This window comes from uncultured Thiohalocapsa sp., assembly GCF_913062725.1.
In the GTDB taxonomy this organism is placed as follows: domain Bacteria; phylum Pseudomonadota; class Gammaproteobacteria; order Chromatiales; family Chromatiaceae; genus Thiohalocapsa.
Genome location: NZ_CAJXWY010000029.1, coordinates 1 through 23,236, shown reverse-complemented (window position 1 = coordinate 23,236; position 23,236 = coordinate 1). Strand labels below are relative to the sequence as shown.

The window sequence follows — 23,236 nt, the reverse complement described above, 5'->3', positions numbered from 1 at the left end:
CCAACGCAACCCATTACTGCACCAAACGCATCCAGGAGTACCCGCCGTGGCTAGCTTAGAGAAGGTCCTGCTGCCGGACATCGGCGACTTCACCGAGGTCGAGATCATCGAAGTGCTGGTCGCCGAGGGCGATACCATCGAGCCCGAGCAGTCCATCCTGACGCTCGAGAGCGACAAGGCCACCATGGAGATACCGTCGCCCGTCGGCGGCACGGTCAAGGCCCTCAAGGTCGCCGTCGGCGACAAGGTGAGCAAGGACGGGCTGCTCATGACCGTGGAAACCAGCGCCACTGAGGCCCCGGACGCGGCGGATACGGCATCGGCGGATACGCCTGCCGGGGCGGCGGCGCCGGCGGCACCGGCCCAGCCGCAGGGCGCCGAGCCCGCGGCCGCCGCCGCGGCGCCCCCGACATCGTCGGTGTCGGCCCCGGCCGCCGCAGCATCCATCCCGGTGCACCTGCCGGATATCGGCGACTTCACCGACATCCCCGTCATCGAGGTCCTGGTGGCCCCCGGCGATCAGGTGGCCGTGGACCAGTCCATCCTGACGCTGGAGTCGGACAAGGCCACCATGGAAATCCCCTCGCCCGCCGCGGGTGAAGTGACAGCCGTGAGCGTCAAGGTGGGTGACCAGATCAACCGGGGTGACCTGCTGCTGACGCTCCAGGGCAGCGCCGGGGCCATCCCGGAGGCAGGCGAGCCCGACGGCACCGCCGAGGAGGGCGCGTCGACACAGGCCGCAACGGCGGTGCCCGCGGCACAGCCATCCGCCGCCGCCGCGGCGCCGCTCCCCGGTGAGTCCGAGCGCCGCAAGGCGCCCGTGCTACCGCGCCCGGAAGACATGCAGGCCATCGCCAGCGGGCGCAGCGCGCATGCGAGTCCGGCCGTGCGCCGCTTCGCCCGCGAGCTCGGCGTGGAGCTGGCGCGCGTCAAAGGCAGCGGCCGCAAGAACCGCATCCTGAAAGACGACGTCCAGGCCTTCGTCAAGCAGGCCCTCAGCGGCGGCGCAGCCGCGGCGCCCACCACCACCGGCCTGCCGTTGCAGCTGCCGACGGCGCCGGCGGTGGACTTCGGCAAGTTCGGGCAGGTGGAGACCCAGCCGCTGTCGCGCATCAAGAAACTGAGCGGCGCCCACCTGCACCGGGCCTGGCTCACCGTGCCCCATGTCACACAGTTCGATGAGGCGGACATCACGGCGCTCGAGGCCTTTCGCAAGGACCAGAAAGCCGCCGCCGAGCAAGCCGGCGTCAAGCTCACCTTCATGCCCTTCCTGCTCAAGGCCGTCGCCGGCGCACTGGCGCAAATGCCCGTGCTCAAGGCCTCCCTCGCCGCCGATGGCGAGCACCTGGTGATGAAGCACTACACCCACATCGGTGTCGCCGTGGATACGCCCAACGGCCTGGTGGTGCCCGTCTTGCGGGACGTGGACAAGAAGGGCCTGTTCGACCTCGCCCGTGAGCTGATGGCATTGAGCGCCAAGGCCCGCGACGGCAAGCTCCTGCCCGGCGACATGCAGGGCGGCGTGTTCAGCATCTCCAGCCTCGGCGGCATCGGCGGCACCGGCTTCACGCCCATCGTCAACGCGCCGGAGGTGGCCATCCTCGGCGTCGCCCGCTCCGAGCTGAAGCCCGTCTGGAACGGCTCGGAGTTCGCGCCGCGGCTGCTGCTGCCGCTGTCGCTGTCCTACGACCATCGTGTCGTCGACGGCGCCGATGGCGTGCGCTTTACGACACTGTTGGCGCGCCTGCTCGGGGATATTCGGCGCTTATTGTTATAGGCGCACTGCGATGTCCGACGGACGTCACGATCCGGCGCGCATCGCGCAAACGTGACCCCGGACATGGGCAAACCGGCGCTCAAGCCCCACAATATCACCTGATACTGAAATACCACCGCAGCTGTATGAGGTGCGAATCATGACGGGGCGAGCCGTACGAGAGTCCATCCAGGGTCAGTCGTTCAACGATGTGCTGAACGAGCTCCATGCACACACCTTCTCCGGCTCCCCCGGGGAGTCCGACCCCTTCACCCTCAGTGAGCTGGAGCGCGAATATATCGCCTACGCTCTGGCGCTCTACTACCAGTGCGACCACTGCCGCGTGTTCCACGGCAAGGTCATCGACCGGCTGCGCGCCAAGACCGGTCTGCCGGAGTGGCACTGGCAGGACGAACTGGTGAAGACGGTGCTCTTCCTGCGCACCGCCAAAGCGGACGTGTCCGATCTGGAATGGGCCGGCTGGGTGACGTCCTGGCGGCGCTTCGCCAGCCGCATCCATCACCGCCATCCCGGCCTCGCCTGCGCGACGGCCTATGCCGTGGGCATCGCCCGCGCCGACGAGCCGCTGATGGAAATGGCCTTCGAATCGCTCAAGGACCGCTGGCCGGACCCGTCGACCCTGCTCGGTGTGATTCGCGATATCGACCGCGTCGTCGTCTTCATGAAAGCAGCCACCTCGAAAAACCGCACCGACCCCATCGTGCGTCGGCAGCTCGGCGGCTGCGGCGTACGTGTGTGAGCGCGCCCGGGCTGCGCGCCGTCGGCATGCCCGGCCGCCGACGGCTGCAGCCCAATCGTCGCGTGATCCATGCGCCCAATCCCCGGCGACGGGGCCATTCAGCACCGCTGGGCTTGGCTGGGATGGGCGAATGGGCGCATCATCCCACCAACGCCAGCGCCAGCGCCGGGACCGGAGCGTCTCGGCCTGCGCGTCGACCCGACCGTCGGCATGTCGCGGTGACGGTCACGTCGTTGCTGCGTCATGCCTGAGCCCGCCGGGGCTCACCGCGGCTGCCCCGCTGGCCAGAAACCACCGCATCAGACGCCACCCCAGGCAACCGACCCATCTCCGCACGCCAGAGGCACGCCCATGACCGACTCCCCTTCCGTCAAAGAGCTCAGCGCCCAGGTCGCCGTACTCGGTGCCGGGCCCGGCGGCTATACGGCGGCCTTCCGCGCTGCTGACCTGGGGCTCCGCGTGGTGCTCATCGAGCGCTATCCCACCCTCGGTGGCGTCTGCCTCAATGTCGGCTGCATCCCGTCCAAGGCGTTGCTGCACACGGCGGCCATCATCGAAGAGACCAAAACCATGGGTGCCATGGGCGTCACCTTCGCGCCGCCCGAGATCGATCTGGACACAATGCGCGCCGGCAAGGACAAGGTGGTGAAAAAGCTCACCACGGGCCTATCCGGCATGGCCAAGCAACGCGGCGTGGAGGTGGTGCAGGGCAGCGGGCGCTTCGAGGCGCCGAATCGCATCGGCGTGGACAGCCGCGAGGGCAAAGTGACGGTCACCTTCGACAACTGCATCATCGCCGCCGGCTCCGCGCCCATCCGCATCCCGGGCTTCCCCCACGATGATCCGCGGGTCATGGACTCCACCGATGCCCTGCAAATCGACGCCATCCCCGAGCGCATGCTGGTGGTGGGCGGCGGTATCATCGGCCTGGAAATGGCCAGCGTCTACGCGGCCCTGGGCAGTCACATCGATGTCGTGGAGCTCAAGAGCCAGCTGATGCCGGGGGTCGACCTGGACCTGGTGCGCGCCTTCCAGAAGGTGATCAAGAAGCGCTACCGCAAGATCTTCCTCGAGACCAAGGTCGCGCGCATGGAAGCCACCGGCGAGGGCATCAAGGTGGAATTCGAGGGTAAGTCCCCCGGCGAGGCCACCTACGACAAGGTGCTGGTGGCCATCGGCCGCCGGCCCAACGGCAAGCTCATCAACGCCGAGACCGCCGGCGTCAACGTGGACGCGCACGGCTTCATCAAAACCGATCAGCACATGCGCACCAACGTGCCCAACATTTTCGCCATCGGTGATGTCGTCGGCGGCCCCATGCTCGCCCACAAGGCCACCCACGAGGGCAAGGTCGCGGCGGAGGTCATCGCCGGTGAGCCCGCGCTGTTCGACCCGCTCACCATTCCATCCGTCGCCTACACGGATCCCGAGGTGGCCTGGATGGGCCTCACCGAGCACGAGGCCAGCGCGCAAGGTATCGCGGTGGAAAAGGGCGTCTTCCCCTGGGCCGCCAGCGGCCGGGCCCTCGGCATCCACCGCGACGAGGGCCTGACCAAGCTGCTCTTCGACCCTGAGACCAAGCGCATCCTCGGCGCCGGCATCGTCGGCCCCAACGCCGGCGAGCTCATCGGCGAGACGGTGCTAGCGCTGGAGATGGGCGCGGACATGGAAGACATCGGCATGAGCATCCACCCCCACCCGACGCTGAACGAGACCATCGGGCTTGCGGCGGAAATGGCCCACGGCTCCATCACGGATCTGCTGCCACCCAAGAAACGTTGACGCCGATGCGCCGTGCTGGTCTTCGCCACGAGCATGACGCCGTCGACGGCGGCTGCCAGGTTGAAGCGTCGCCCTGCAACCCCGACGTGCATGCGGCAACGACGCGCGGTGGCGCGACGACTCAACACAGCAGGTAGTCAGACGCGATGAACGACATTCAACGCTCGATGCGCTCCATCATCCAGCGCATCGCCACGGGTCCCGAGCTCTCCAAGGATATTTCCCTCGACGAGGCGCGCCTCGGCATGCGGGCCATCCTCGACGCCGAGGTGGACCCGGTGCAGAGCGGCATTTTCATGATCGCCCTGCGCATGAAGCGCGAGACCGACGATGAGCAGCGCGGCGTGCTCGAGGCCGTGCGCGCCGCCACCCTGCATCAGGTGGCCGACGTCGACGAGGTGGTGGACATCGCCGACCCCTACGACGGTTACAACCGCTGCCTGCCGGCCTCGCCCTTCCTGGCCCCGGTGCTCGCCGAGTGCGGCATGCCGGCGGTGAGCCATGGGCTCGACGCCGTCGGCCCGAAGTTCGGCGTCACCCACCGCCACGTGTTGGAGGCCGCCGGCATCGCCGTCGACCTCTCGCCGCAGGACGCCGCCACACGCATCGCAGACCCCGCCATCGGCTGGAGCTATGTCGACCAGCGCGCCTTCGCGCCGAAACTGCACGATCTCGTCCCCCTGCGCGGCACCATCGTCAAGCGCCAGGTGATCACCACCGTCGAAGTCATGGCCCGACCCATCCATGGCCGCAAGAAAACCCACCTGGTGACGGGCTATGTGCACAAGCCCTACCCGCGCATCTACGCCCTGCTCGCCCGCCATGCCGGCTTCGACTCGGCCCTGCTGGTGCGCGGTGTCGAGGGCGGCGTCGTGCCCTCGCTACGCCAGAAGGGCGTGTGTTTCAACTACCAGCACATGGGCGAGGAACAACCGTTCGACATCGACCCCGCCGCACTCGGCATCGAGCAGAGCGTACGCGCACCGCAGCTGCCCGAAGATCTGCCCACCGCGAGCCGCCCGGGCGACGACATCGCCGTGGCCGTCGACGTGCGCGCCACCGCCGAGGCCGCGGCGCACGCCGGCATGGCGGCGCTCGAAGGGCAGCGCGGTCCCACCTACGACAGTCTGGTGTGCGCCGGCGCCCTGGTGCTTTGGCATCTGGGGCGGGCGCAGACCCAGCAGGCGGGGGCCGATCGCATCCGCGCCGTGCTCGATTCGGGTGCGGCGGCGCGGCGGCTGCGCTGAGGGGGCTTCACCATGGATGCGCAGTTGCAGGATGTCGGTGCCGCCGCCGATCTCGCTCCCGGCAAATTCACCACCGCCAAGATCGACGGGCGCAGCTACATCATCGCGCGTGTCGAAGATCGCTTCTATGCCGTCGAGGACAATTGCAGTCATGAAGACTATCCGCTGTCGTACGGCTGCCTGGATGGCGCCTACATCAAATGCTCCCTGCACGGCAGCTGGTTCAGCCTCGAGACCGGCGAGCCCCAGGAGCCACCGGCGGACGAGCCCATCGCCACATTCCGCCTGCTAGAGCGCGACGGCCGCCTGCTGTTGGACACCTCCCGACCGGCGACCTGACGGCGGCGGGTGACGCCCGTGCCTCAGCGCCGCCCCCGGGCGCCGGTATCGTGGCCGTCCGGCTCCTGCATGACCGCCGCCAGCTCCGCCAACAGCGACTCCTCCTCGGGCGCCACCGGATCGGGTGCGGAGGCGCTTTGCACCTCCGTACCGCCGATGGCAGCGAGCAGCTCCCGGCGGATCGCGCCAAGGTCATAGCCGTCCGCGAGGGTCAGCTCCACCAGCGCCAGCCCCGCATCATCGCAGGCCATGCGCAGCGCGGCGAGCGCCCGACGGCGCGCTCGACCCGGCTCCGGCGGGCTCGCCAGCACCGCACACAACGGATAGGTGTCTGCGGCCGAGCACACCAGGAAGTCGAGCACGCCGCCCGCCAACGCCCGCTCCGCAGCGCGCCGTCGGCGCCGGCCCAGGCGCTCATCCGCCGACAGCACGGCGCCCGCGGCCACACGCGCAAAGATGCGGAAATCGCCCCCGACCGCCTCCTCGATGGTGCCCAGACAAAGCCGCTGCTGGAAGTCCAGAAAGCCCTCGCGGCGCTGGTACGCAAGCAGCCGGCGTGGTCGCAGCAGGCGCGAGAACAGCCCCAGCACGTGGAACACGAGGCCAGCGGCCGCGAGGCCGGCGGCGAACACCATCATGTAGAACGGCTCCAAAGCAGGGCTCCCCAAAAGACAGCGACGATGCGGCGACAACACCACACCCTTGAGCACCCGCCCGGGCGGGCAGGGGCGCACGCGACATTCTAACCGGGCACGGGTGGATACCGCGCCGCCACGGCGCAGGTTGTGGCCGCGACGGCCAGCCTGTATCGTCTCTACCGCCTTTGGGGTTGCCAACACCCGCAAACATGCCAACCGATAGCCCATCCAGCCCCATGCTCGAGGTCGACAACCTGTCATGCCGGCGGGGCGACCGCACGCTGTTCACGGCCCTCAGCTTCATGCTGCCGGCGAGCACGCTGTTGCACGTGCGCGGGCGCAACGGCAGCGGCAAAACCACGCTGCTGCGGGCGCTGTGCGGGCTGTTGCGCCCGGACGCCGGCGCCATCCGCTGGCGCGGAGAGCCTATCAGCGAGCTTGCGGACGACTATAATCGCGAGATCCTGTACTTCGGCCATCTCAACGGCATCAAGGCCGACCTGACGGGACAGGAGAATCTGCGCGTGGCCGCGACCCTCGATCAAGACCCGCTGACCGATGGCGCAATCACCGACGCCCTGGCGCAGATCGGACTCGCCGGCTTCGAAGATCTGCCCACACGCATGCTCTCGCAGGGGCAAAAGAAGCGCGTCGCGCTGGCGCGCTTGATCTTGAGCAAGGCGCCGCTGTGGATTCTGGACGAGCCTTTCACGGCACTGGACACGGATGCGGTGGCCCTGCTGGAGCGCCTCATCGCCGGCCATGTCGCCGACGGCGGCGCCGCGGTGCTGACCACCCATCAGGAAGTGTCGCTGACACGGGGCGAGATTCGGCGGTTGGAGCTGGGGGCGATCGGATGCTGAGCGTTTTCCTGTGCGTCCTGAACCGCGACCTGACGCTGGCGCTGCGCCGCCGCACCGACGTGCTGACGACGCTGTTGTTTTTCGTCATCGTGGTGAGCCTGTTCCCCCTGGGGGTGGGCAGCGAGCGCGAGCTCCTGCGCCTGCTGGGCCCGGGCGTGGTCTGGGTGGCGGCGCTGCTGGCCTCCATGCTGGCGCTGGAGCGCCTGTTCGCCGCGGACTACGACGACGGCACCCTGGAGCAGCTGCTGCTGGCGGGCCAGCCGCTGTCGCTGCTGGTGCTGGCGAAGATCGTCGCCCACTGGCTCCTCACCGGACTGCCGCTGGTGATCATCGCGCCGCTGATGGCCATGCAATATGCCTTGGAAGCCACCGCCATCTGGGTGATGATGGCCGCGCTCGCCCTGGGCACCCCGGTACTGAGCCTGCTCGGGGCCATCGGGGCCGCGCTGACGCTGGGGCTGCGCGGCGGCGGCATCCTGCTGTCGCTGCTGATCCTGCCGCTCTACATCCCGGTGCTGGTGTACGGCGCCGGCGCCGTGAGCGTGAGCGTCATCGAAATCGCCGATACGCAACCCTACTTCGCCCTGTTAGGAGCGTTCTTGCTCGGCGGGCTGGTGCTGGCGCCGCCGGCGGCCGCCGCGGCGCTGCGGATTTCTATGGAATAAGGGATGTCGTAAGTCACGGTGCCAGCGCGTCTGCCATCGGTAACCCCGAAGTATTGCGGGTTCCACTGATCTCGACGCCCTATCCTCACCCACGCACTCCGAAGCGACGGTGATACACTGATAAGCGCTCAAAGGCCATGAAGATCAACTGGTTCAAATACGCCGCCCCCACCGCCTTCTATCCGCTGGCCGGCCGTCTGGTGCCCGTGCTCGCGGTGGCCGCGGCGGCGCTGGTGCTGTTTGCACTCTACTGGGGCTTCTTCGAGACGCCCGAGCGCCTCGGCGGCACCAATCCGCAAAAAGAGTACTACCGCATTATCTTCATCCACGTGCCGGCGGCCTGGATGTCCATGTGGCTCTACCTGGTGCTGGCGGCCTGGTCGGCGGTGGGGCTGGTGTTCAACACCCGCCTGAGCTTCATGATGACCAATGCCGTGGCGCCCACGGGGGCCATCTTCACCTTCCTGGCGCTCTGGACCGGGGCCTTCTGGGGCCGCCCCAGCTGGGGCACCTACTGGGACTGGGATCCCCGGCTCACCTCCGAGCTGATTCTCTTTTTCCTGTACATCGGCTTCATGGCCCTGCACTCGGCCATCGATGACAGCCGTCGGGCGGACCGGGCGGCGGCGCTGCTGGCCATCGTCGGCCTCGTGATGCTGCCCATCATCTACTGGTCCATCAACTGCCCTGACCCGAACAACTGCGCGGCGCTGCACCAGCGCTCTTCTCTCACCGACATCGAATCGAACATCCTCACCGCCATGCTGGTCATGACCCTGGGCTTCTGGCTGTACTCGTTTGCGGCCGCCTTCGCGCGGCTGCGCAACATCATTTTGCTGCGCGAGCAGGACAGCGCCTGGGTGCGCACCATGGTGGATGCGGCGGGCGCCGGTGGGCCGGCCAACGCGGGCGGCGGGGACGCGCTGGATGCGAACCGCCGGGGGGTGAGCGCCTGATGCAGGGTCTGATCGACTTCCTCAGCCAGGGCGGCTACGCCTTCTATGTCTGGAGCGCCTTCGGCATGACCTTCGCCCTGCTCATCGCAGAGGCGCTGGTGCTGCGCCGCAGCCGCCGAACCATTTTGCAGCGCGTCGGTCGATTGGCCAGGCTGCGTATGCAGAACGTGCCACCGGGAGAGCATCGATGAAAGCAAGACAAAAACGCCTGATCTTCGTCGGCGTCGCCGTGATCGGCGTCGGCATCGCCGCCACGCTCGCGCTGAGCGCGCTCAACAGCAACATCGCCTACTTCTTCAGCCCAAGCCAGGTGCACGCCGGCGAGCATCCCACCGATGCCGTGTTCCGTGTCGGCGGGCTGGTGGTGGAGGACACCCTGAAGCGCCAGGAGGACGGCCTGACGGTGCGCTTCGACGTCACCGACAACGCCCGAACCGTCCCCGTCAGCTACACCGGCATCCTGCCGGACTTGTTCGGCGAGGGCCAGGGTGTGGTGGCCAAGGGCCGCATCGGCACCGACGGCGTCTTCTACGCCGACCAGGTACTGGCCAAGCATGACGAGTCGTACATGCCGCCCGAGGTGGAAGACACGCTGCAAACCGCCCACGCCGAGGGCGTGGTGGAGACCGCAGGCCAATCCATGCCCGCCGCAGGCAGGACGGTGACCCAATGATTCCCGAGCTCGGACACTTCGCACTCATCCTTGCACTGCTGCTGGCGGTGGTGCAGGCGGCCTTCCCGCTGGCCGGCTCGCTCTCGGGCAACCGCCCCTGGATGACCATGGCGAGGCCCCTGGCTTACGGGCAGCTCACCCTGCTCGCCGTCGCCTTCGCGGCGCTGACGCAAGCCTTCCTCACCAGCGACTTCTCGGTGCTCTACGTCGCCGAGCACTCCAACTCCCTGCTGCCCACCATCTACAAGGTCTCGGCGGTTTGGGGCGGGCACGAGGGCTCATTGCTGCTGTGGGTGCTGATGATGGCCGCCTGGGGTGCGGCCGTGGCGGCCTTCAGCAAGAACCTGCCGCTCACCGTCGTCTCCCGGGTTATCTCGGTGCAGGGCATGATCGCCATCGGCTTCCTGCTGTTCATGCTGCTCACATCCAACCCCTTCGAGCGGATCTTCCCCGTGCCCGCCGACGGCCGTGACCTGAACCCGCTGTTGCAGGACCCGGGGCTCGCCATCCACCCGCCCATGCTCTACATGGGCTATGTGGGCTTCTCCGTGGCCTTCGCCTTCGCCGTCGCCGCATTGATCGGCGGGCGGCTGGACGCCGCCTGGGCCCGCTGGTCCCGGCCCTGGACTACCGTCGCCTGGGTGTTCCTCACCATCGGCATCATGCTCGGCTCCTGGTGGGCTTACTACGAGCTCGGCTGGGGCGGCTGGTGGTTCTGGGACCCGGTGGAGAATGCCTCGCTGATGCCCTGGCTGGTGGGCACCGCCCTGATCCACTCCCTGGCGGTGACGGAAAAGCGCGCGGCTTTTAAGAGCTGGACGGTGCTGCTCGCCATCTGTGCCTTCTCGCTCAGCCTGCTCGGCACCTTCCTGGTGCGCTCCGGCGTGCTCACATCGGTGCACGCCTTCGCCACCGATCCGTCCCGCGGTCTGTTCATCCTCATCTTTCTGTGCATCGTCGTCGGCGGCTCGCTGGCGCTCTACGCCTGGCGCGCCCCCGAGGTCTCCGACGGCGGTCGCTTCAGCCTGCTGTCCCGGGAGTCGGCGCTGCTCGGCAACAACCTGATCTTCGTCGCCTTCACGGTGCTGGTGTTGTTCGGCACCCTGGCACCGCTCATCTACGAGGCGTTCAACTGGGGCAAGATTTCCGTCGGCTTCCCCTGGTTCAACAAGATGTTCCTTGCGCTCTCCCCCTTCCTCGCGGTGCTCATCGGCATCGGGCCGGCCACCCGCTGGAAGCACGATGAGCCCGTGCGCATGCTCAAGACCCTGTGGTGGGCACTGGCGCTGAGCGCCACGGTGCTGGTCATCAGCGCCCTGCCGGTGTTCAGCACCAACACCCTGTGGGTGCCGGTGGGCCTGGCGCTGGCCGCGTGGCTGTTCTTCGCCCACGTCGCTATCGTGTACGAACGCCTGCGCAACAAGGGCGGGCTGAGCCGCATGGGTCCGGCCATCCTGGCCGACCTGCGCGGCGGCGGGCGCAGCTTCTATGGCATGGTGACGGCCCACGTGGGCGTGGCGATGTTCATCGTCGGCGTCACCGTCCTCTCCAACTACCAACTGGAAGAGGACGTGCGCATGGCGCCCGGCGATAGCTACGAGCTCGCCGGCTATCGCTTCGAGTTCCTTGGTGCCCAGCAGGTACCGGGGCCCAACTACATGGCCCAGCGCGGCGCCTTCAACGTCTATCGCGGCGAGCGCCGGGTGACGCAGCTGTTCCCCGAGAAGCGCGCCTACATGGGCGGCGGCATGCCCATGACCGAAGCCGCCATCGACCCGGGCCTGTTCCGCGACATCTACGTCTCTTTGGGCGAGGCCGTCGGCAACGGCGGTGACTGGGCGCTCAGACTCTACTACAAGCCCTTCGTACGCTGGATCTGGCTCGGCGCCATCCTGATGGCCCTCGGCGGCGCCCTTGCGGTGTCCGATCCGCGCTATCGCCTCGCCGGTGCCCGGGCGCGCAAGTCCGCCGCGGATACCGCCGCGGTCACGGCCTAGGGAGGCGCCGGTCATGGCAATGTCCAAGTCCGTGCGCTATCTGACCCCGCTGATCGTCTTCGCGGGTCTGGTGGTGTTGCTGGTGTGGGGACTCGGTCAGGACCCCCGGGAGGTGCCCTCGCCGCTCATCGGCAAGCCGGTGCCCACGTTCAGCCTGCCGGCGCTCGAGGACCCGGACCGCACCGTCTCCGATGCCGATCTCAAGGGTAAGATCTCTTTGGTGAACGTCTGGGCGTCCTGGTGCAACTCCTGTCGGGCCGAGCACCAGGCGCTGATGGTGCTGTCGGAGATTCCCGACTTTCAGATCGTCGGCCTCAACTGGAAGGACGAGGCCACGGATGCTTTACGCGTGTTGCAGCTCACGGGCAATCCCTACGACCTGAACGGCTACGACCCGGACAACACCGTCGGCATCCACTGGGGTGTCTACGGTGCGCCTGAGACCTTCGTCGTCGACCAGGAAGGCATCATCCGCTACAAGCATATCGGCCCCATCGACCGGGAGGTGTGGGAGCAGAAGCTGCAGCCCCTGGTTGCGGAGCTGCGGGCCAGGAGCTAGCGAGCACCGAGCCGGTCAGCGCCGCCCGCCGGGGGCCAGACAGCCCCCGGCCCACCCGGCGGTGTGAGCGGCTGCAACGACTCAAAGCCATCGGATCGCGTGCCATCGATACGACCCTGCGGCCGCCCCGGCGCAGCATCCAGGTCGTGCGACGGACGCCTTACTCGAACAAAACCCATGTCACCACTGATCAGACCCCTGCTCTTCGCCGCGTTGCTGGCCGTCACGGCGGCCGCGCCCGCCTACACGCTGGAGGAGTTCAAGTTCGACAGCCCGGCCCAGGAGCAGGAATTCCGGGCGCTTATCGCCAAACTGCGTTGTCTGGTGTGCCAGAACGAGTCGCTGGCCGGCTCCCAGGCGGAGCTGGCACAGGATCTGCGCAACGAGGTCTATCGCATGCTGCGCGCCGGCCAGTCCGAGGACGAAATCCTCGACTTCCTGGTTGCGCGCTATGGCGACTTCGTGCTGTACGATCCGCCGCTGAAGCCCTCCACCTATGTGCTGTGGTTCGGCCCCTTCGTCATCATCGGCGTCGCCGCCTTCTTTATGGTGCGCTCGGTGCTGCGGCGCAAACCCACCGGCGACGACGCCATGTCCGATGCCGAGCGGGAGCGCCTGCGCACACTGCTCGACACCGATGCGGATATCCGTGCCGGCGAGCCCAGCCCGCCGACGCCGAAACAATCCATCTGAGCGCTTCGCCCCGCCACAGGCCCAGAACGCGCCCGCGAACCGCCCCGACACCTCTTTGCTATGACCATTTTCTGGATTCTCGCCGCCGGCCTCGCCGTGCTGGCGGCGCTCTTCATGGCCGCGCCACTGCTCGCGGGCCGCGGTAGCGGCGACGGCGCCACGGAAGCCGACCAGGCTCGCATCAACCTCGAGCTGTTCAAGCAACAGGTCGCGGAGCTGGACACGGATTTGGCGGCCGGCAAGCTCGACCGCACCCAGTACGAGGCGGCCCGCCGCGACCTGGAGCGCGAGCTGCTGCGTGACACCGCCGACCTGGGCCCCGAAGACCCCAAGCCCGCGGCCCACATCAAGCTCCCTGGGCCGGCGCTCACCGCCGCCGCCCTGGTGTTTGCGGTGCCCGGGTTGGCGCTGGTGCTGTACCTGGCGCTCGGCGAGCGTGCCATCATCCCGCAGCTGGAGCGCATGGCTGGCGGCGGTGGTCAGTCCACGCAGCAGCCCGCCGGCGCCGACGGCCTGCCGTCGCTGACGGTGCTGGTGCAGCGTCTGGAAGAACGCCTGCAGCAGGTCCCCGACGACGGCGAGGGCTGGACCATGCTCGGGCGCACCTACTTCGCCATGGGGCGTATGCAGGATGCCGAGCAGGCCCTGGGACGCGCCCACGAACTGCTGCCGGACGACACCCAAGTGACGCTGGCCTACGCGGAAAGCATCGCCGCCAACAACAACCGCGACCTGGAAGGCCGGCCGGCGGCGCTGATCTCCGAAGCCCTCGCCGCCGAGCCGGACAATGCCACGGCGCGCTGGCTGGCGGGCATGGTGGCCTTCCAGCGTGGGCAGTTCCAATCCGCGGCCACCGCCTGGAAACGGGTGCTCGAGCAGGTGGACCCCGACAGCGAAGACGCCGCCGAGCTGCGCCAGCTCATCGGCGAGGCACAACAGCGCGCCGGCATCCCGGCAGACATGCAGCTTGCGGCCAACACCGGGGGCACCACCGCCGCGGCGAGCGAACAGCCACAGCCCACCGCCGGGGCCGACGCGCCGCAGTCGCCGCAGTCGCCGCCCGAGGCCCAAGTTGCCGCAACGCCAGCCGCCGGGCAGGCGTCGACGCCGGCGAGCCCGCCAGCCGCCCAACCGGCCCCCGGCGCTGCACCTGCGCAGCCCGCCCCATCGGCGCCGGCGGCCGGCGGCGCCCCGTCGGCGGGCGCTGCGGGCGCTGCGGGCGAGCCGTCCGCGGCGGCCCCGCCGCAAAGCGCCGCCACGCCGGGGCTTGACGTGCGTGTGTCACTCGCGCCCGAGCTCGCCGGGCGCATGCCGCCCACCACGACCGTTTTCGTTTTCGCCCGGGCCGCCGCCGGCCCGCCCATGCCCCTGGCCGTGCAACGGCTGCGCCTTGCGGATCTGCCGGCCACCGTGCGGCTCGACGACAGCATGGCCATGATGCCGCAAATGCGGCTATCGTCCTTCCCACAGGTGGTGGTGGGCGCCCGCGTCTCGCCCAGCGGCCAGGCCATGCCCCAGCCCGGCGACCTGGAGGGCGCCACGGGCCCGGTCTCCGGCACCGGCTCAGGCACCGTGAGCGTCGCCATCGATCGGGTGCGCCCCTAAGCCGTGCACCAGCGCTACGCTCGCGCGTTCCGACGGTCATCACCATGCCAATGGCGACGCTGCACACACGCCTGAGGCATCTGCTGCCGGTGGCCGCAGCCGCCGTCTCGGTGCTGATGCTGCCGCTGCTCGGCGCGCTGCTCGGCGGCCTTCCGCTCGGTGAGCTGCTGCGCCTGCCGCTCAGCGCCCGGGCCTGGGATCCGCTGGCGGCGAGCCCCCTCTGGACCTGGCTGACCGACCTGCTGGCACTGGCACTGATTGCCGCCACCGCCTATTTCGCATGGCCATCACGCCCACCCACCGAGCGCCCGGCAACACCATCGCCAGGCCGCATGCCGCGCTTTGCATGGCTCGGGGTCTTCGCCTTGCTGCTCGCCGTCGTCGCCGCCGACGGCGCCGCCGTGAGCACCGCCACCGGTCTGGTGATGCTGGCGCTCGCCCTGTTCGCCAACGCCGACACCCAGCGGCGCACCGGCAGCGCCCTGATGACCCGGCAGCCGGGCTATTTCCGCAGCCTGTTCGCCGCCAGTCTGGTCGCGGGCTGGCTATTCCACTGGCTGAACCTCTTCCTGCAGCTGTGGGTCTATCCCGGCGCCACGGAAACCGTGCCCTTCGTGCTCGGCACGTCCCTCGGCTACGCCGTGCTGCTGCCGGCGCTGCTCAGCCTGCGGCAGTGGCTCGCCTCCTTTCCGCGCATCCTCGGCATGGTACGCCGGGCAGCACCGCTGGATGCCGGCGAGACGGCGCCGCAGGAGGGCTGGATTGTGCTGCTGGTGGCGCTGCTCGCCCTCGCCGGCGCCGCACTCTGGCCGGACTGGCTCTATGGGCTGGCCATGACCGCCCCGCTGCTGCTGGCCATCGCGCTGCAGCAACTGCGCGGGCGTCCGACACCGCTCGCCGGCATCGCCAACGGCGACTGGAGCCGCATCCTGCTGCCCGCCCTGGCGGCCCTGCTGCTGGGTGTGGTGGCGCAGGCACTGAATGCCCTGCTGGGCCCGGCCTGGCTCATCAGGCTGCCGCTCATCGGCGGCCCGGAGCTCCTGGGCCTGCCGCTGCCCGCCTGGGTCTGGCTGGCGCTGCTCGGTCCCTTCGGCATCTGGCTCGCCGACCAGTTGACCGCCCCCTGGCAGCAACGCCCGCAACAGCCCCCGTCGGGCGGCGGCTTTCCCATCCGCATCGAGACCGGCGGCAAGCCCTAGCCATGGTCTGCGCAGGCGGCGGCTACCGCTTGCTGGCGCGCTGAAGCCGCAGCGCAAAGGACGGCTCCAGGCCGATGCCGCGCACGTCGTCGCGCAGCACCAGATTCTGCCGCCAGCTGGCGATGGTCACCCAGGGTGCATCGCGCTGCACGACCTGCGCCAGTGCCCGGTACAACCGGGCGCGGGCCTTGCGATCAGTGGCCGTGCGCGCCTGCTCGATGAGCTGGTCCGCCGCCGGATTGCAGTACCAGCCGGAGTTGAAGCCGCCCGCCGATGGCACCGCGCCGCAGCGCAGCGCCAGAGAGGGCAGCGTATCCGGATCATTGGTCATCCAGGCCATGGCCGCCAGGTCCGTCTCGCCGTCGAGACCGTCATTGACGCGCGCCAGATAGGCATTCCACTCATAGCTCTGGATACGTACTTCCACCCCCACCCGCGCCAGATCGCCCTGCACCGCCGTGGCCATTGCCAGGGGCGCCAGCATGCCCGAGCCCCCCTGCGGCACCACAAAATTCAGGGTAAGCTCATCACCATATCCTGCCTCGGTGAGCAGCGCGCGGGCGCGCGCCGGATCGTAGGCATAACTGGGTACATGCGGATCAAAGGCCCAATGGAAGGCCCTTGGCACCGGCCCGTCCGCCACCTCCGCCGTGCCCCGCAGCACGTCCTGCACCAAGGCCCGCCGGTCGATGGCATGGCTCAGCGCGCGGCGCACGCGCACATCGCGCAGGGGGCCGTCGCGGGTGTTGAGTATCAGGAACCACAGGTGCGGACCCGTCGCCTCCAACACCTGGTAGCCGGCGCGCGCCCGAAAGGCCGCCACATTGTCCGGCGATAACTCCAGTGCCAGATCGACGCCGCCGGCCATCAATTCCGCAACCCGGGTCATGGGATCGGTGAGCGGGCGGAAAATGAGGGTCGACAGCGGCACCTCGCCGCCATGCCAAGCCTCGAACCGCCGCAGCCGCACCTGGCCGCCGCGCTGCCAGCCCGCAAAGCGAAATGGCCCGGTGCCGCTCGGATGGCGGCCGTACTCGTCACCCCAACGGCGCACCGCCGCCGGCGACACCAGCAAGGCCGAGGGATACGCGAGATTCGAGAGGAAGGGCGCGAAGGGCTCGCTGAGCTCGAAGCGCACCGTCAGCGGGTCCTCTGCCACCACGCGCTCCACCTGCTGGAAGAAGAACGCCAGCGGGAACGGCCCGGTGTGGTGGAAGGGATGCTCCGGGTCCAGCATGCGCTGGAAATTGAAGCGCACTGCCGCGGCATCGAACCGGCTGCCGTCGTGGAAGCGCACGCCCTCGCGGAGCTTGAACCGATAGACCAGACCGTCTTCGGAGACCGTCCAGGACGCCGCCAGCCCCGGCATCAACGTCAGGCTGCCGGGGCGATAGCGCACCAGCCCCTCGTAGAGATTCACCAGAATGCGGAAGTCGTTCAGCGCCGTGGTGACCTGCGGGTCGAGGGAGCGCGGGGCCGCCACCTGCCCGACAACCAGGGTATCCGCCGGTGGACGCTGACGTGCGCAGCCGGCGGTGAGCAGCAGCATTGCCGCCGCCAGCGCCAGAACCAGCACCGCCGCGGCTCTGGCAGCCGACCCCGCGACGCTCGCCGCCGGTAGCGCCCGGATGCAAGGCCCGCGCGCCGACTCCACCGCGCACGCCGCCGGGCCGTGCGCCAGCGGTGCGGATCTCAACGCCCGGCGGGCTGCGGAATGATCGCCTGCGCCACCAGGTAGTCGATCACCTGATGCGCCAGTTCCTCCGGCGTACGCTCGCCGGCGAGCAGAGTCAGCTCAGGGGCCGCCGGCGCCTCGTAGGGGTCGTCGATGCCGGTGAACTGCTTGATCTCGCCGGCGCGCGCCTTCTTGTACAGGCCCTTGGGGTCGCGCCGCTCGCAGACCGCGAGTGGCGTGTCCACGAACACCTCGATGAACTCCCCGGCGGGCAGGTTGCGGCGCACCCGATCCCGATCCAGCCGGTACGGGCTGATGAAGGCCGTCAGCGCGATCAGCCCCGCCTGGCAGAACAGACTGGCAACCGCACCGATGCGGCGGATGTTCTCCTCCCGGTCCGTGGCCGAGAAGCCCAGCCCGAAGCGCTGCGCGAAATCCTCCCCATGCGCCTCGCGCAGAATGCCCGGCCCGGCGTTCAGGGCGTGGCGGACGTTGTCACCGTCGAGCACGGCGCTGTGGAAGCCGTAGCCCCACAACAGGTGGTCCAGCGTGTTCGCCACCGTGCTCTTGCCCGAGCCCGAGAGGCCCGTGAACCAAATCACACAGCCCTTGTGCCCATTGAGGCGCTCGCGCGCCTCGCGTGTCACCTGGTGCTCATGCCAGGTGACGTTGCTGTCGTTCGCCATGAGGATCTCTTGAAGCCGAAAACTGCTGCTGTCAGCGAGGGAAACATCCGGGCAGCCCGCATGAGACCGCCGGGAGTGGGGAAATTCCCCAAACCCCGGAGTCTACCGATAAGCAACCCGGGGCGCCAAGCGGGAAACGACCAGCCGGGCGCGTCGACGGAGACCGGTCCATGCCGTGCCCCCGGCGGACATGTCCGGCGTCTCCCGATCCACCGTCACGAAGTTGACCGCCGTGGCAGCCACGCTTGTCTGCGACAACCCGGCCCTATTGTACCCGGCCGATACCCCGATAAGCCGGATAGCCTCCCAGAGTGCGTCAGATAGTCTCCGTCGCTGGGCGACATAGCCTGACGCACCCATCGGTTTTAATGGACACATCACGAGCAATCATCCAGAAGCGCCCATGTCACGCAAGAACCAACCCCTCTCCTCCAAAGACCTCCTGCACCGCCTCGGCCTCGGCGATGACCAGCCCGACAGCCTGCTGCAAGACGAACCGCTCGACAGCCTGCTCGACGACCTCGATGGCGACCTCGGCGCCGTCTTGCGCGCGCGCCAACAGCAGATGCAGGTGACGCACGCGTTCAAGCCCGGCGACCTGGTGCGCTGGAAGCCCGGACTCGCCAATCGCCGTTGCCCGCGTAACGGCACGCCAGCCGTGGTCATGGAGGTCTTGGATCCACCCATCATGGATAACGCCCCCGAGAGCGGCAGCACCTACTTCCGCGAACCCTTGTCGCTGGTGATCGGGCTGATCTGGGATCGCAACCCCAACCGTGGCGACTTCGTGACTTTCCATGTCGATGGTCGCCGCTTCGAGCCTTGGACGCAGGACTGATCGCGCAAACTGATCGAAACCCTGTCGCGCAGTCGTCAGACAACTGCCCCGAAACGAACAACCAGGCATCGCATGCTCAGGAGACCCCAATGCCCAGCAACAACAGCAAAAGGACCACCCAAGGCACCAACCACTCCCAGCGTCGCCCGGGCGCTACCTCGCCGGCCCGCACGACAACCCGCATAGCTTCCACCCGTCAACGCAAGCCGGATCTCTGGCGCACCGACTTCAGCGCCCTGCACGCCCGCACCCTGCGCCTCGCCCAGTTGGCGATCGCCATTCAGTCGATAGACCGGTCCTATGCCGGCCTCGCCAACAGCGAGGAACTGCTCCAACTCCTGCTGCCACTGATCGATCCCACGGCACTTCAGCAATGGGCGGCAGAACATGAAAAGCGGCTGGAACCCGAGACACTGGCAGCAATCGCGTTGCTCAATGCCGATGACAGCCCCCAGGCGATCTCCGCGTTCCAAGACACCATGGACAGCTCGGATACCAACTTGCTGGCCAAGCACCTGCTGCAGAGTAGACCCGATCGCTTGCGCAAACGCCTGCGCGACATCGACGACAGGCAGCCGCTGAGCGCCGGCATCCGCTTGCTGGTCGACGCACTGCAACTCGACGACACCGAGGCACAGATCCTCGACTACCTCGACCACTACGTCGCCTCCGAACCCCTGCGCGACATGCTGCGCGACTGCCCGCACGACAGCGCTCGCGTCCAGCGGGCGCGCCTGGCCGAGGTGCTGGGCCTGGATCCCGTACAGGTCACCCAGGCGCTCAAGGCGGTCGCTCCCTTGCGCGCCTTCGGTCTGCTCAATTACGAGGAACATGCGGACATGGAGGACTTTATCCGGCCGTCTGGTCTTCTCCGCCAGTTGCTCGATGTCGAGGTCCAGACGGTCGATGAACTGCTCGGCCTGCTGATCGAGGCAGCGCCCAAGGCCGAGTGGTCGCAGGCCGATTTCCCGCACCTGCAAGAAGCCGCCAGTCACCTGTCGGAGTCCCTGGCACGCGCCCTCAGCACCCGCACCCCTGGCATCAATGCCCTACTCCACGGCCCACCCGGCACCGGCAAGACCGAGTTCGCGCGCGCCATCGCCGCCGATCAGGGGCTGCGCGTCTTTCAGGTCCGCAGCGGCGATGAAGACGGCGATGGTCTCAATCGCCGCGGTCGGCTCTCGGCCTATCTGCTGGCCCAGCGCCTGCTCTCGCGCCGGCGCGATGCGATCCTCATCTTCGATGAGATTGAGGACGTCTTCGAGTCAGAGTTCGAAGGCCTGGCCTTCTTCCGTCCACGTCAGGTCGGTCGCCAGAAGGGCTGGATCAATCGCATTCTCGAAGACAACCAGGTCCCGGCGATCTGGATCACCAACAACACCAGCGGCATGGATCCCGCTTTCCTGCGCCGTTTCGTGCTGCCGCTGGCCTTTCGCACGCCGCCGCTCTCGGTGCGTCGCCAGATGGTGGACCGGCACCTTGGTGAAATCGGCCTGTCGCCGCAGTTGCTCGATGACCTGGCCGCGGATGATCAGCTAACGCCGGCCCAGTTCGGAGTGGCGCGCAAGCTCGCCGATCTGCGCGTCGGGACCGATCCCAATCAGGTCGCACGCACAACCATCAGTGCCCAGCGCACCCTGCTGCGTGGCAGCGCCGGTCCGCGTCGCCGCGAGCCCGCCACCGACTTCAATGCGGCCTTCCTGAACCTGGACGGGGAGTTCACACCGGCGATGATCCTGCGCGCGCTGGAACGGCTGGGGCGCGGCAGTCTCTGCTTTTATGGGCCACCCGGCACTGGCAAGACCCAGTTCGCCGAAGTACTGGCCGATGCGCTGGATCGCGAATTGATCGCCCGCCAGGCCTCGGACCTGATCTCTCCCTATGTCGGCGAGACCGAGCAGAATCTAGCCGTGCTCTTCAATGGGGCCGATCCCGCCCAGAGCATCATCCTGCTCGACGAGGTGGACAGCTTCCTGGCCAACCGCGCCGATGCCAAGCGCCAGTGGGAGCGCACCCAGGTGAATGAACTGCTGCAGCAGATGGAAAGATTCCCCGGTATCTTCATCGCCGCGACCAACCTGATGAGCGGCATCGATGCGGCCGCCTTACGCCGGTTTGATATCAAGCTGCATTTCCAGGCGCTCAAACCGGAGCAGCGCGTGGCGCTCTTCGCACGGGAGGTCCATGGCGATGCCCAGGCCGAGGTAACGGCACTGATCAGCCGCAACCTGGCGGCGCTGGATAGCCTCACTGTGGGTGATTTTGCCAATGTGTGCCGCCAACGGGCCTTGCTGGATGCCGATTGGACGCCCGAGCAGTTTCTGCGGCGACTGGTGGTGGAGTGCCGATTGAAGCAGGCAGCGCCGTTGCAGGCGACTTGAGTCTGTCTGACTGGTTCTGTTGGATAATCTGGAGGTGATTCAACCCGAAGCTTTGCACGACACCATGGCAGAGCAAGCGCAAAAAATGATAGGTATTTATAATTTGATTTGAATCTAATAGTCAATCTTGTGAAAAGCCCATGTCATGCTCGAAAGGCTCTTGTAAATTATCTCAAAATGAGGCGCTGAAATGAAATGGTCTAAATCATTGCTGGAGACTACCGCTGATGCGTTGGAGCACCCGCTTGATCATTTGATTCCTCTTCCCGACGGAAATGTGGCATTGAAAAATATTGATGGCCGGTATGGTGTTATTAAATATGCTGATATACTCGCTAAAAAATTTAATGTTGATGTGCTGGATCATGACCTGAGCCCACTTGGGCGCTCAAGGTGACTTGGATTTACTATCCATTAGAGATTGATAATCTTCAAGGACAAAAAATAGTATTTTTGATCGATCCTGTATTTGAGGTACTGGAGAACGACTATGAAACAGAACAGAACGATTTTCCCTATTGTTATCCTGCTGCTTTCTTCCGCTTGCGTTTCTAACGAGGTTTATAAAGACATTGAAACGTTCGGGGAAATAGGTAATCAGGTTGCTAAAACGTTAGCACAAGTAGACAGATCTTTTTCTCTTACAACGGTAAGCTCAGAAATTGCTTCGGTAATACCAAGTCGTTATCACGGGATTTGGAACGCTCCTGGAAAATGTGAACCAGAAGACAAAGGACTTCCAAGCAGAAACATTTTTATAGAACCAACTGCCATCACTCCAGCTTACTATCAAAGCTACTACCTGATTAAAGTGCTTGAAAACGATTCTGTCTTCACAGCTCTTTATGAGCTGAGAGGCGAAGAAGGTTCCTCAGAGGCGGTTACGTTCTCTCTAAAAGCCAATGGAAATAATGAGCTTGAGATTTCTGGTCAAGTAGATCTTCCTAGTCGATTGGTTAGATGCCAAGATAATGCTTTCAGATCCAGTGAGGTTTCAGATAAGGCGCTGCCTGCCCCTGTGTATGCTCTTCTTAGTGATTTTGAGGAAAAATGTAAAGGTATTGGTGGGACGCTTATAGGTAAGGAAAAAGCGCTTTATAAAGGTAATTTTAACAGCGATAACTCTACTGATTATGTAGTTTACTCTGGTGATTTAGGATGTGATATCTCTGCATCCTTTTTTACTGGAAATAGCGGCGGGGATGCTTACTTCTTTGTCTCAAGACGGTCTACGTATCTAAATGCAGGTGAAAATCCTGCGGGTGGGATTTCTGTCGAAGGAGATAAGGTTTGGCTTAGTCTTTGTGGTCTTTATTGTGGAGATCCTAACTTCGCCGTTAGAGCTAGCGCAAAATGTTGTGAAAGGGCGTTTACTTGGAACGCGAAAAAAAACAAAATGGTTCTGGATCAAGCGATACCACCAAGGGGTATGTCGGTTTTGAGGAATCAATAAATCAGGAACTGCGCTTGTGGCCAAGAGAAATGTATCCACCCAACAACCACCAGCTTTATAGTACTACTTTGCTATCTTGTGCCTGAACGAGAAGCTCGTTTTACTTTTTGAAACTGTGGCTTGCGATCGGTCCCCAGCTCTCCAGGATTTCCCGTGGAAAAATAATCTCGTCACTTCAACGGGTTAGCGTCCACACCGTGACAAGTCATCACGCCATCGACCCGAGGGGTGTCGGCGCTAACCCATTGTTTCTCGGTCCGTAGAGTGCGTAGCCGAAGAGATCCAAATAGAGCCGTTGAAAGAGATGGTTGCGGTTGAGCAGGCCATAGCAGCGACGCTTGATGACCTTGATCTTGTCGGCTCTCGCGTCGCACCGCGTGCTCGCCACAAGCCAGCGACGACGCCTACAGCGCTTGGACCTACTTCAACAACCATCGCCATCAGATGGACTATCCGGGCTTCCTCGCCGAG

At 66.3% G+C, this 23,236-nt stretch carries 22 protein-coding genes; 19 read left to right on the top strand and 3 right to left on the bottom strand.

Annotation, left to right across the window (positions count from 1 at the left end):
• Positions 1–46 precede the first annotated feature (46 nt).
• The 5 genes from aceF (at position 47) to QZ588_RS09640 (ending at position 5,884) form a co-directional block, all read left to right on the top strand.
• Positions 47–1,777 (top strand): dihydrolipoyllysine-residue acetyltransferase, encoded by a 1,731-nt coding sequence (gene aceF, locus QZ588_RS09660; RefSeq protein WP_295542158.1) that lies wholly within the window; start codon positions 47–49, stop codon positions 1,775–1,777.
• A gap of 139 nt (positions 1,778–1,916) precedes the next feature.
• A complete protein-coding gene (locus QZ588_RS09655) occupies positions 1,917–2,516 on the top strand; it encodes a hypothetical protein (protein WP_295542156.1) in 600 nt (199 codons plus the stop codon).
• Between the two features lie 351 nt (positions 2,517–2,867).
• Positions 2,868–4,298 carry a dihydrolipoyl dehydrogenase gene (gene lpdA, locus QZ588_RS09650; protein ID WP_295542153.1) on the top strand — a complete coding sequence of 477 codons (1,431 nt, stop codon included), beginning with the start codon at positions 2,868–2,870 and terminating at the stop codon, positions 4,296–4,298.
• Between the two features lie 146 nt (positions 4,299–4,444).
• Complete coding sequence (locus QZ588_RS09645) at positions 4,445–5,545, top strand: anthranilate phosphoribosyltransferase (RefSeq protein WP_295542151.1); 1,101 nt, start codon at positions 4,445–4,447, stop codon at positions 5,543–5,545.
• A 12-nt stretch (positions 5,546–5,557) separates the two neighbouring features.
• Positions 5,558–5,884: a non-heme iron oxygenase ferredoxin subunit gene (locus QZ588_RS09640; RefSeq protein ID WP_295542149.1), complete on the top strand. Its 327-nt coding sequence runs from the start codon at positions 5,558–5,560 to the stop codon at positions 5,882–5,884.
• A 23-nt stretch (positions 5,885–5,907) separates the two neighbouring features.
• On the opposite strand, the gene QZ588_RS09635 is transcribed toward QZ588_RS09640, so the two are convergent.
• Positions 5,908–6,537, bottom strand: a complete 630-nt coding sequence (locus tag QZ588_RS09635; protein ID WP_295542147.1) for a DUF2726 domain-containing protein — start codon at positions 6,535–6,537, stop codon at positions 5,908–5,910.
• 221 nt (positions 6,538–6,758) lie between these two features.
• Here QZ588_RS09635 and ccmA point away from each other — a divergent pair, with 221 nt between their 5' ends.
• The 10 genes from ccmA (at position 6,759) to QZ588_RS09585 (ending at position 15,732) form a co-directional block, all read left to right on the top strand.
• Complete coding sequence (gene ccmA / locus QZ588_RS09630; protein ID WP_295542145.1) at positions 6,759–7,385, top strand: cytochrome c biogenesis heme-transporting ATPase CcmA; 627 nt, start codon at positions 6,759–6,761, stop codon at positions 7,383–7,385.
• Positions 7,379–8,050, top strand: a complete 672-nt coding sequence (gene ccmB / locus QZ588_RS09625) for a heme exporter protein CcmB (protein WP_295542143.1) — start codon at positions 7,379–7,381, stop codon at positions 8,048–8,050. Before ccmA ends, ccmB begins: the two co-directional genes overlap by 7 nt.
• A gap of 137 nt (positions 8,051–8,187) precedes the next feature.
• Positions 8,188–9,006, top strand: a complete 819-nt coding sequence (gene ccsA, locus QZ588_RS09620) for a cytochrome c biogenesis protein CcsA (RefSeq protein WP_295542141.1) — start codon at positions 8,188–8,190, stop codon at positions 9,004–9,006.
• Positions 9,006–9,197, top strand: a complete 192-nt coding sequence (gene ccmD / locus QZ588_RS09615; RefSeq protein WP_366929552.1) for a heme exporter protein CcmD — start codon at positions 9,006–9,008, stop codon at positions 9,195–9,197. The genes ccsA and ccmD overlap by 1 nt, the downstream gene beginning before the upstream one ends.
• Positions 9,194–9,679, top strand: a complete 486-nt coding sequence (gene ccmE, locus QZ588_RS09610) for a cytochrome c maturation protein CcmE (RefSeq protein WP_295542139.1) — start codon at positions 9,194–9,196, stop codon at positions 9,677–9,679. The genes ccmD and ccmE overlap by 4 nt, the downstream gene beginning before the upstream one ends.
• Complete coding sequence (locus QZ588_RS09605; protein WP_295542137.1) at positions 9,676–11,676, top strand: heme lyase CcmF/NrfE family subunit; 2,001 nt, start codon at positions 9,676–9,678, stop codon at positions 11,674–11,676. The genes ccmE and QZ588_RS09605 overlap by 4 nt, the downstream gene beginning before the upstream one ends.
• Positions 11,677–11,689: 13 nt before the next feature.
• Positions 11,690–12,235, top strand: coding sequence for a DsbE family thiol:disulfide interchange protein (locus QZ588_RS09600; protein ID WP_295542134.1), 546 nt, complete (start codon positions 11,690–11,692; stop codon positions 12,233–12,235).
• 177 nt (positions 12,236–12,412) lie between these two features.
• Positions 12,413–12,928, top strand: coding sequence for a cytochrome c-type biogenesis protein (locus QZ588_RS09595; protein WP_295542132.1), 516 nt, complete (start codon positions 12,413–12,415; stop codon positions 12,926–12,928).
• A gap of 60 nt (positions 12,929–12,988) precedes the next feature.
• Positions 12,989–14,533 (top strand): c-type cytochrome biogenesis protein CcmI, encoded by a 1,545-nt coding sequence (gene ccmI / locus QZ588_RS09590; protein WP_295542130.1) that lies wholly within the window; start codon positions 12,989–12,991, stop codon positions 14,531–14,533.
• 44 nt (positions 14,534–14,577) lie between these two features.
• On the top strand, positions 14,578–15,732 hold the full coding sequence (locus tag QZ588_RS09585; RefSeq protein ID WP_295542128.1) for a hypothetical protein: 1,155 nt from the start codon (positions 14,578–14,580) through the stop codon (positions 15,730–15,732).
• A 22-nt stretch (positions 15,733–15,754) separates the two neighbouring features.
• Here the strand turns inward: QZ588_RS09585 and QZ588_RS09580 are convergent, their stop codons facing one another.
• Both QZ588_RS09580 and cysC read right to left on the bottom strand, forming a co-directional pair.
• Positions 15,755–17,308 (bottom strand): ABC transporter substrate-binding protein, encoded by a 1,554-nt coding sequence (locus QZ588_RS09580; protein ID WP_295542126.1) that lies wholly within the window; start codon positions 17,306–17,308, stop codon positions 15,755–15,757.
• 116 nt (positions 17,309–17,424) lie between these two features.
• Positions 17,425–18,093: an adenylyl-sulfate kinase gene (gene cysC / locus QZ588_RS09575; protein WP_295542124.1), complete on the bottom strand. Its 669-nt coding sequence runs from the start codon at positions 18,091–18,093 to the stop codon at positions 17,425–17,427.
• A 403-nt stretch (positions 18,094–18,496) separates the two neighbouring features.
• Here cysC and QZ588_RS09570 point away from each other — a divergent pair, with 403 nt between their 5' ends.
• The 4 genes from QZ588_RS09570 (at position 18,497) to QZ588_RS09555 (ending at position 22,765) form a co-directional block, all read left to right on the top strand.
• Entirely contained in the window at positions 18,497–18,931 is a 435-nt protein-coding gene (locus tag QZ588_RS09570) for a hypothetical protein (RefSeq protein WP_295542122.1), read from the top strand.
• Positions 18,916–21,312, top strand: a complete 2,397-nt coding sequence (locus QZ588_RS09565; protein ID WP_295542120.1) for an ATP-binding protein — start codon at positions 18,916–18,918, stop codon at positions 21,310–21,312. Before QZ588_RS09570 ends, QZ588_RS09565 begins: the two co-directional genes overlap by 16 nt.
• A 190-nt stretch (positions 21,313–21,502) precedes the next feature.
• Positions 21,503–21,709 carry a hypothetical protein gene (locus QZ588_RS09560; protein ID WP_295542118.1) on the top strand — a complete coding sequence of 69 codons (207 nt, stop codon included), beginning with the start codon at positions 21,503–21,505 and terminating at the stop codon, positions 21,707–21,709.
• Between the two features lie 93 nt (positions 21,710–21,802).
• On the top strand, positions 21,803–22,765 hold the full coding sequence (locus QZ588_RS09555) for a hypothetical protein (protein WP_295542116.1): 963 nt from the start codon (positions 21,803–21,805) through the stop codon (positions 22,763–22,765).
• Positions 22,766–23,236: the final 471 nt, after the last annotated feature.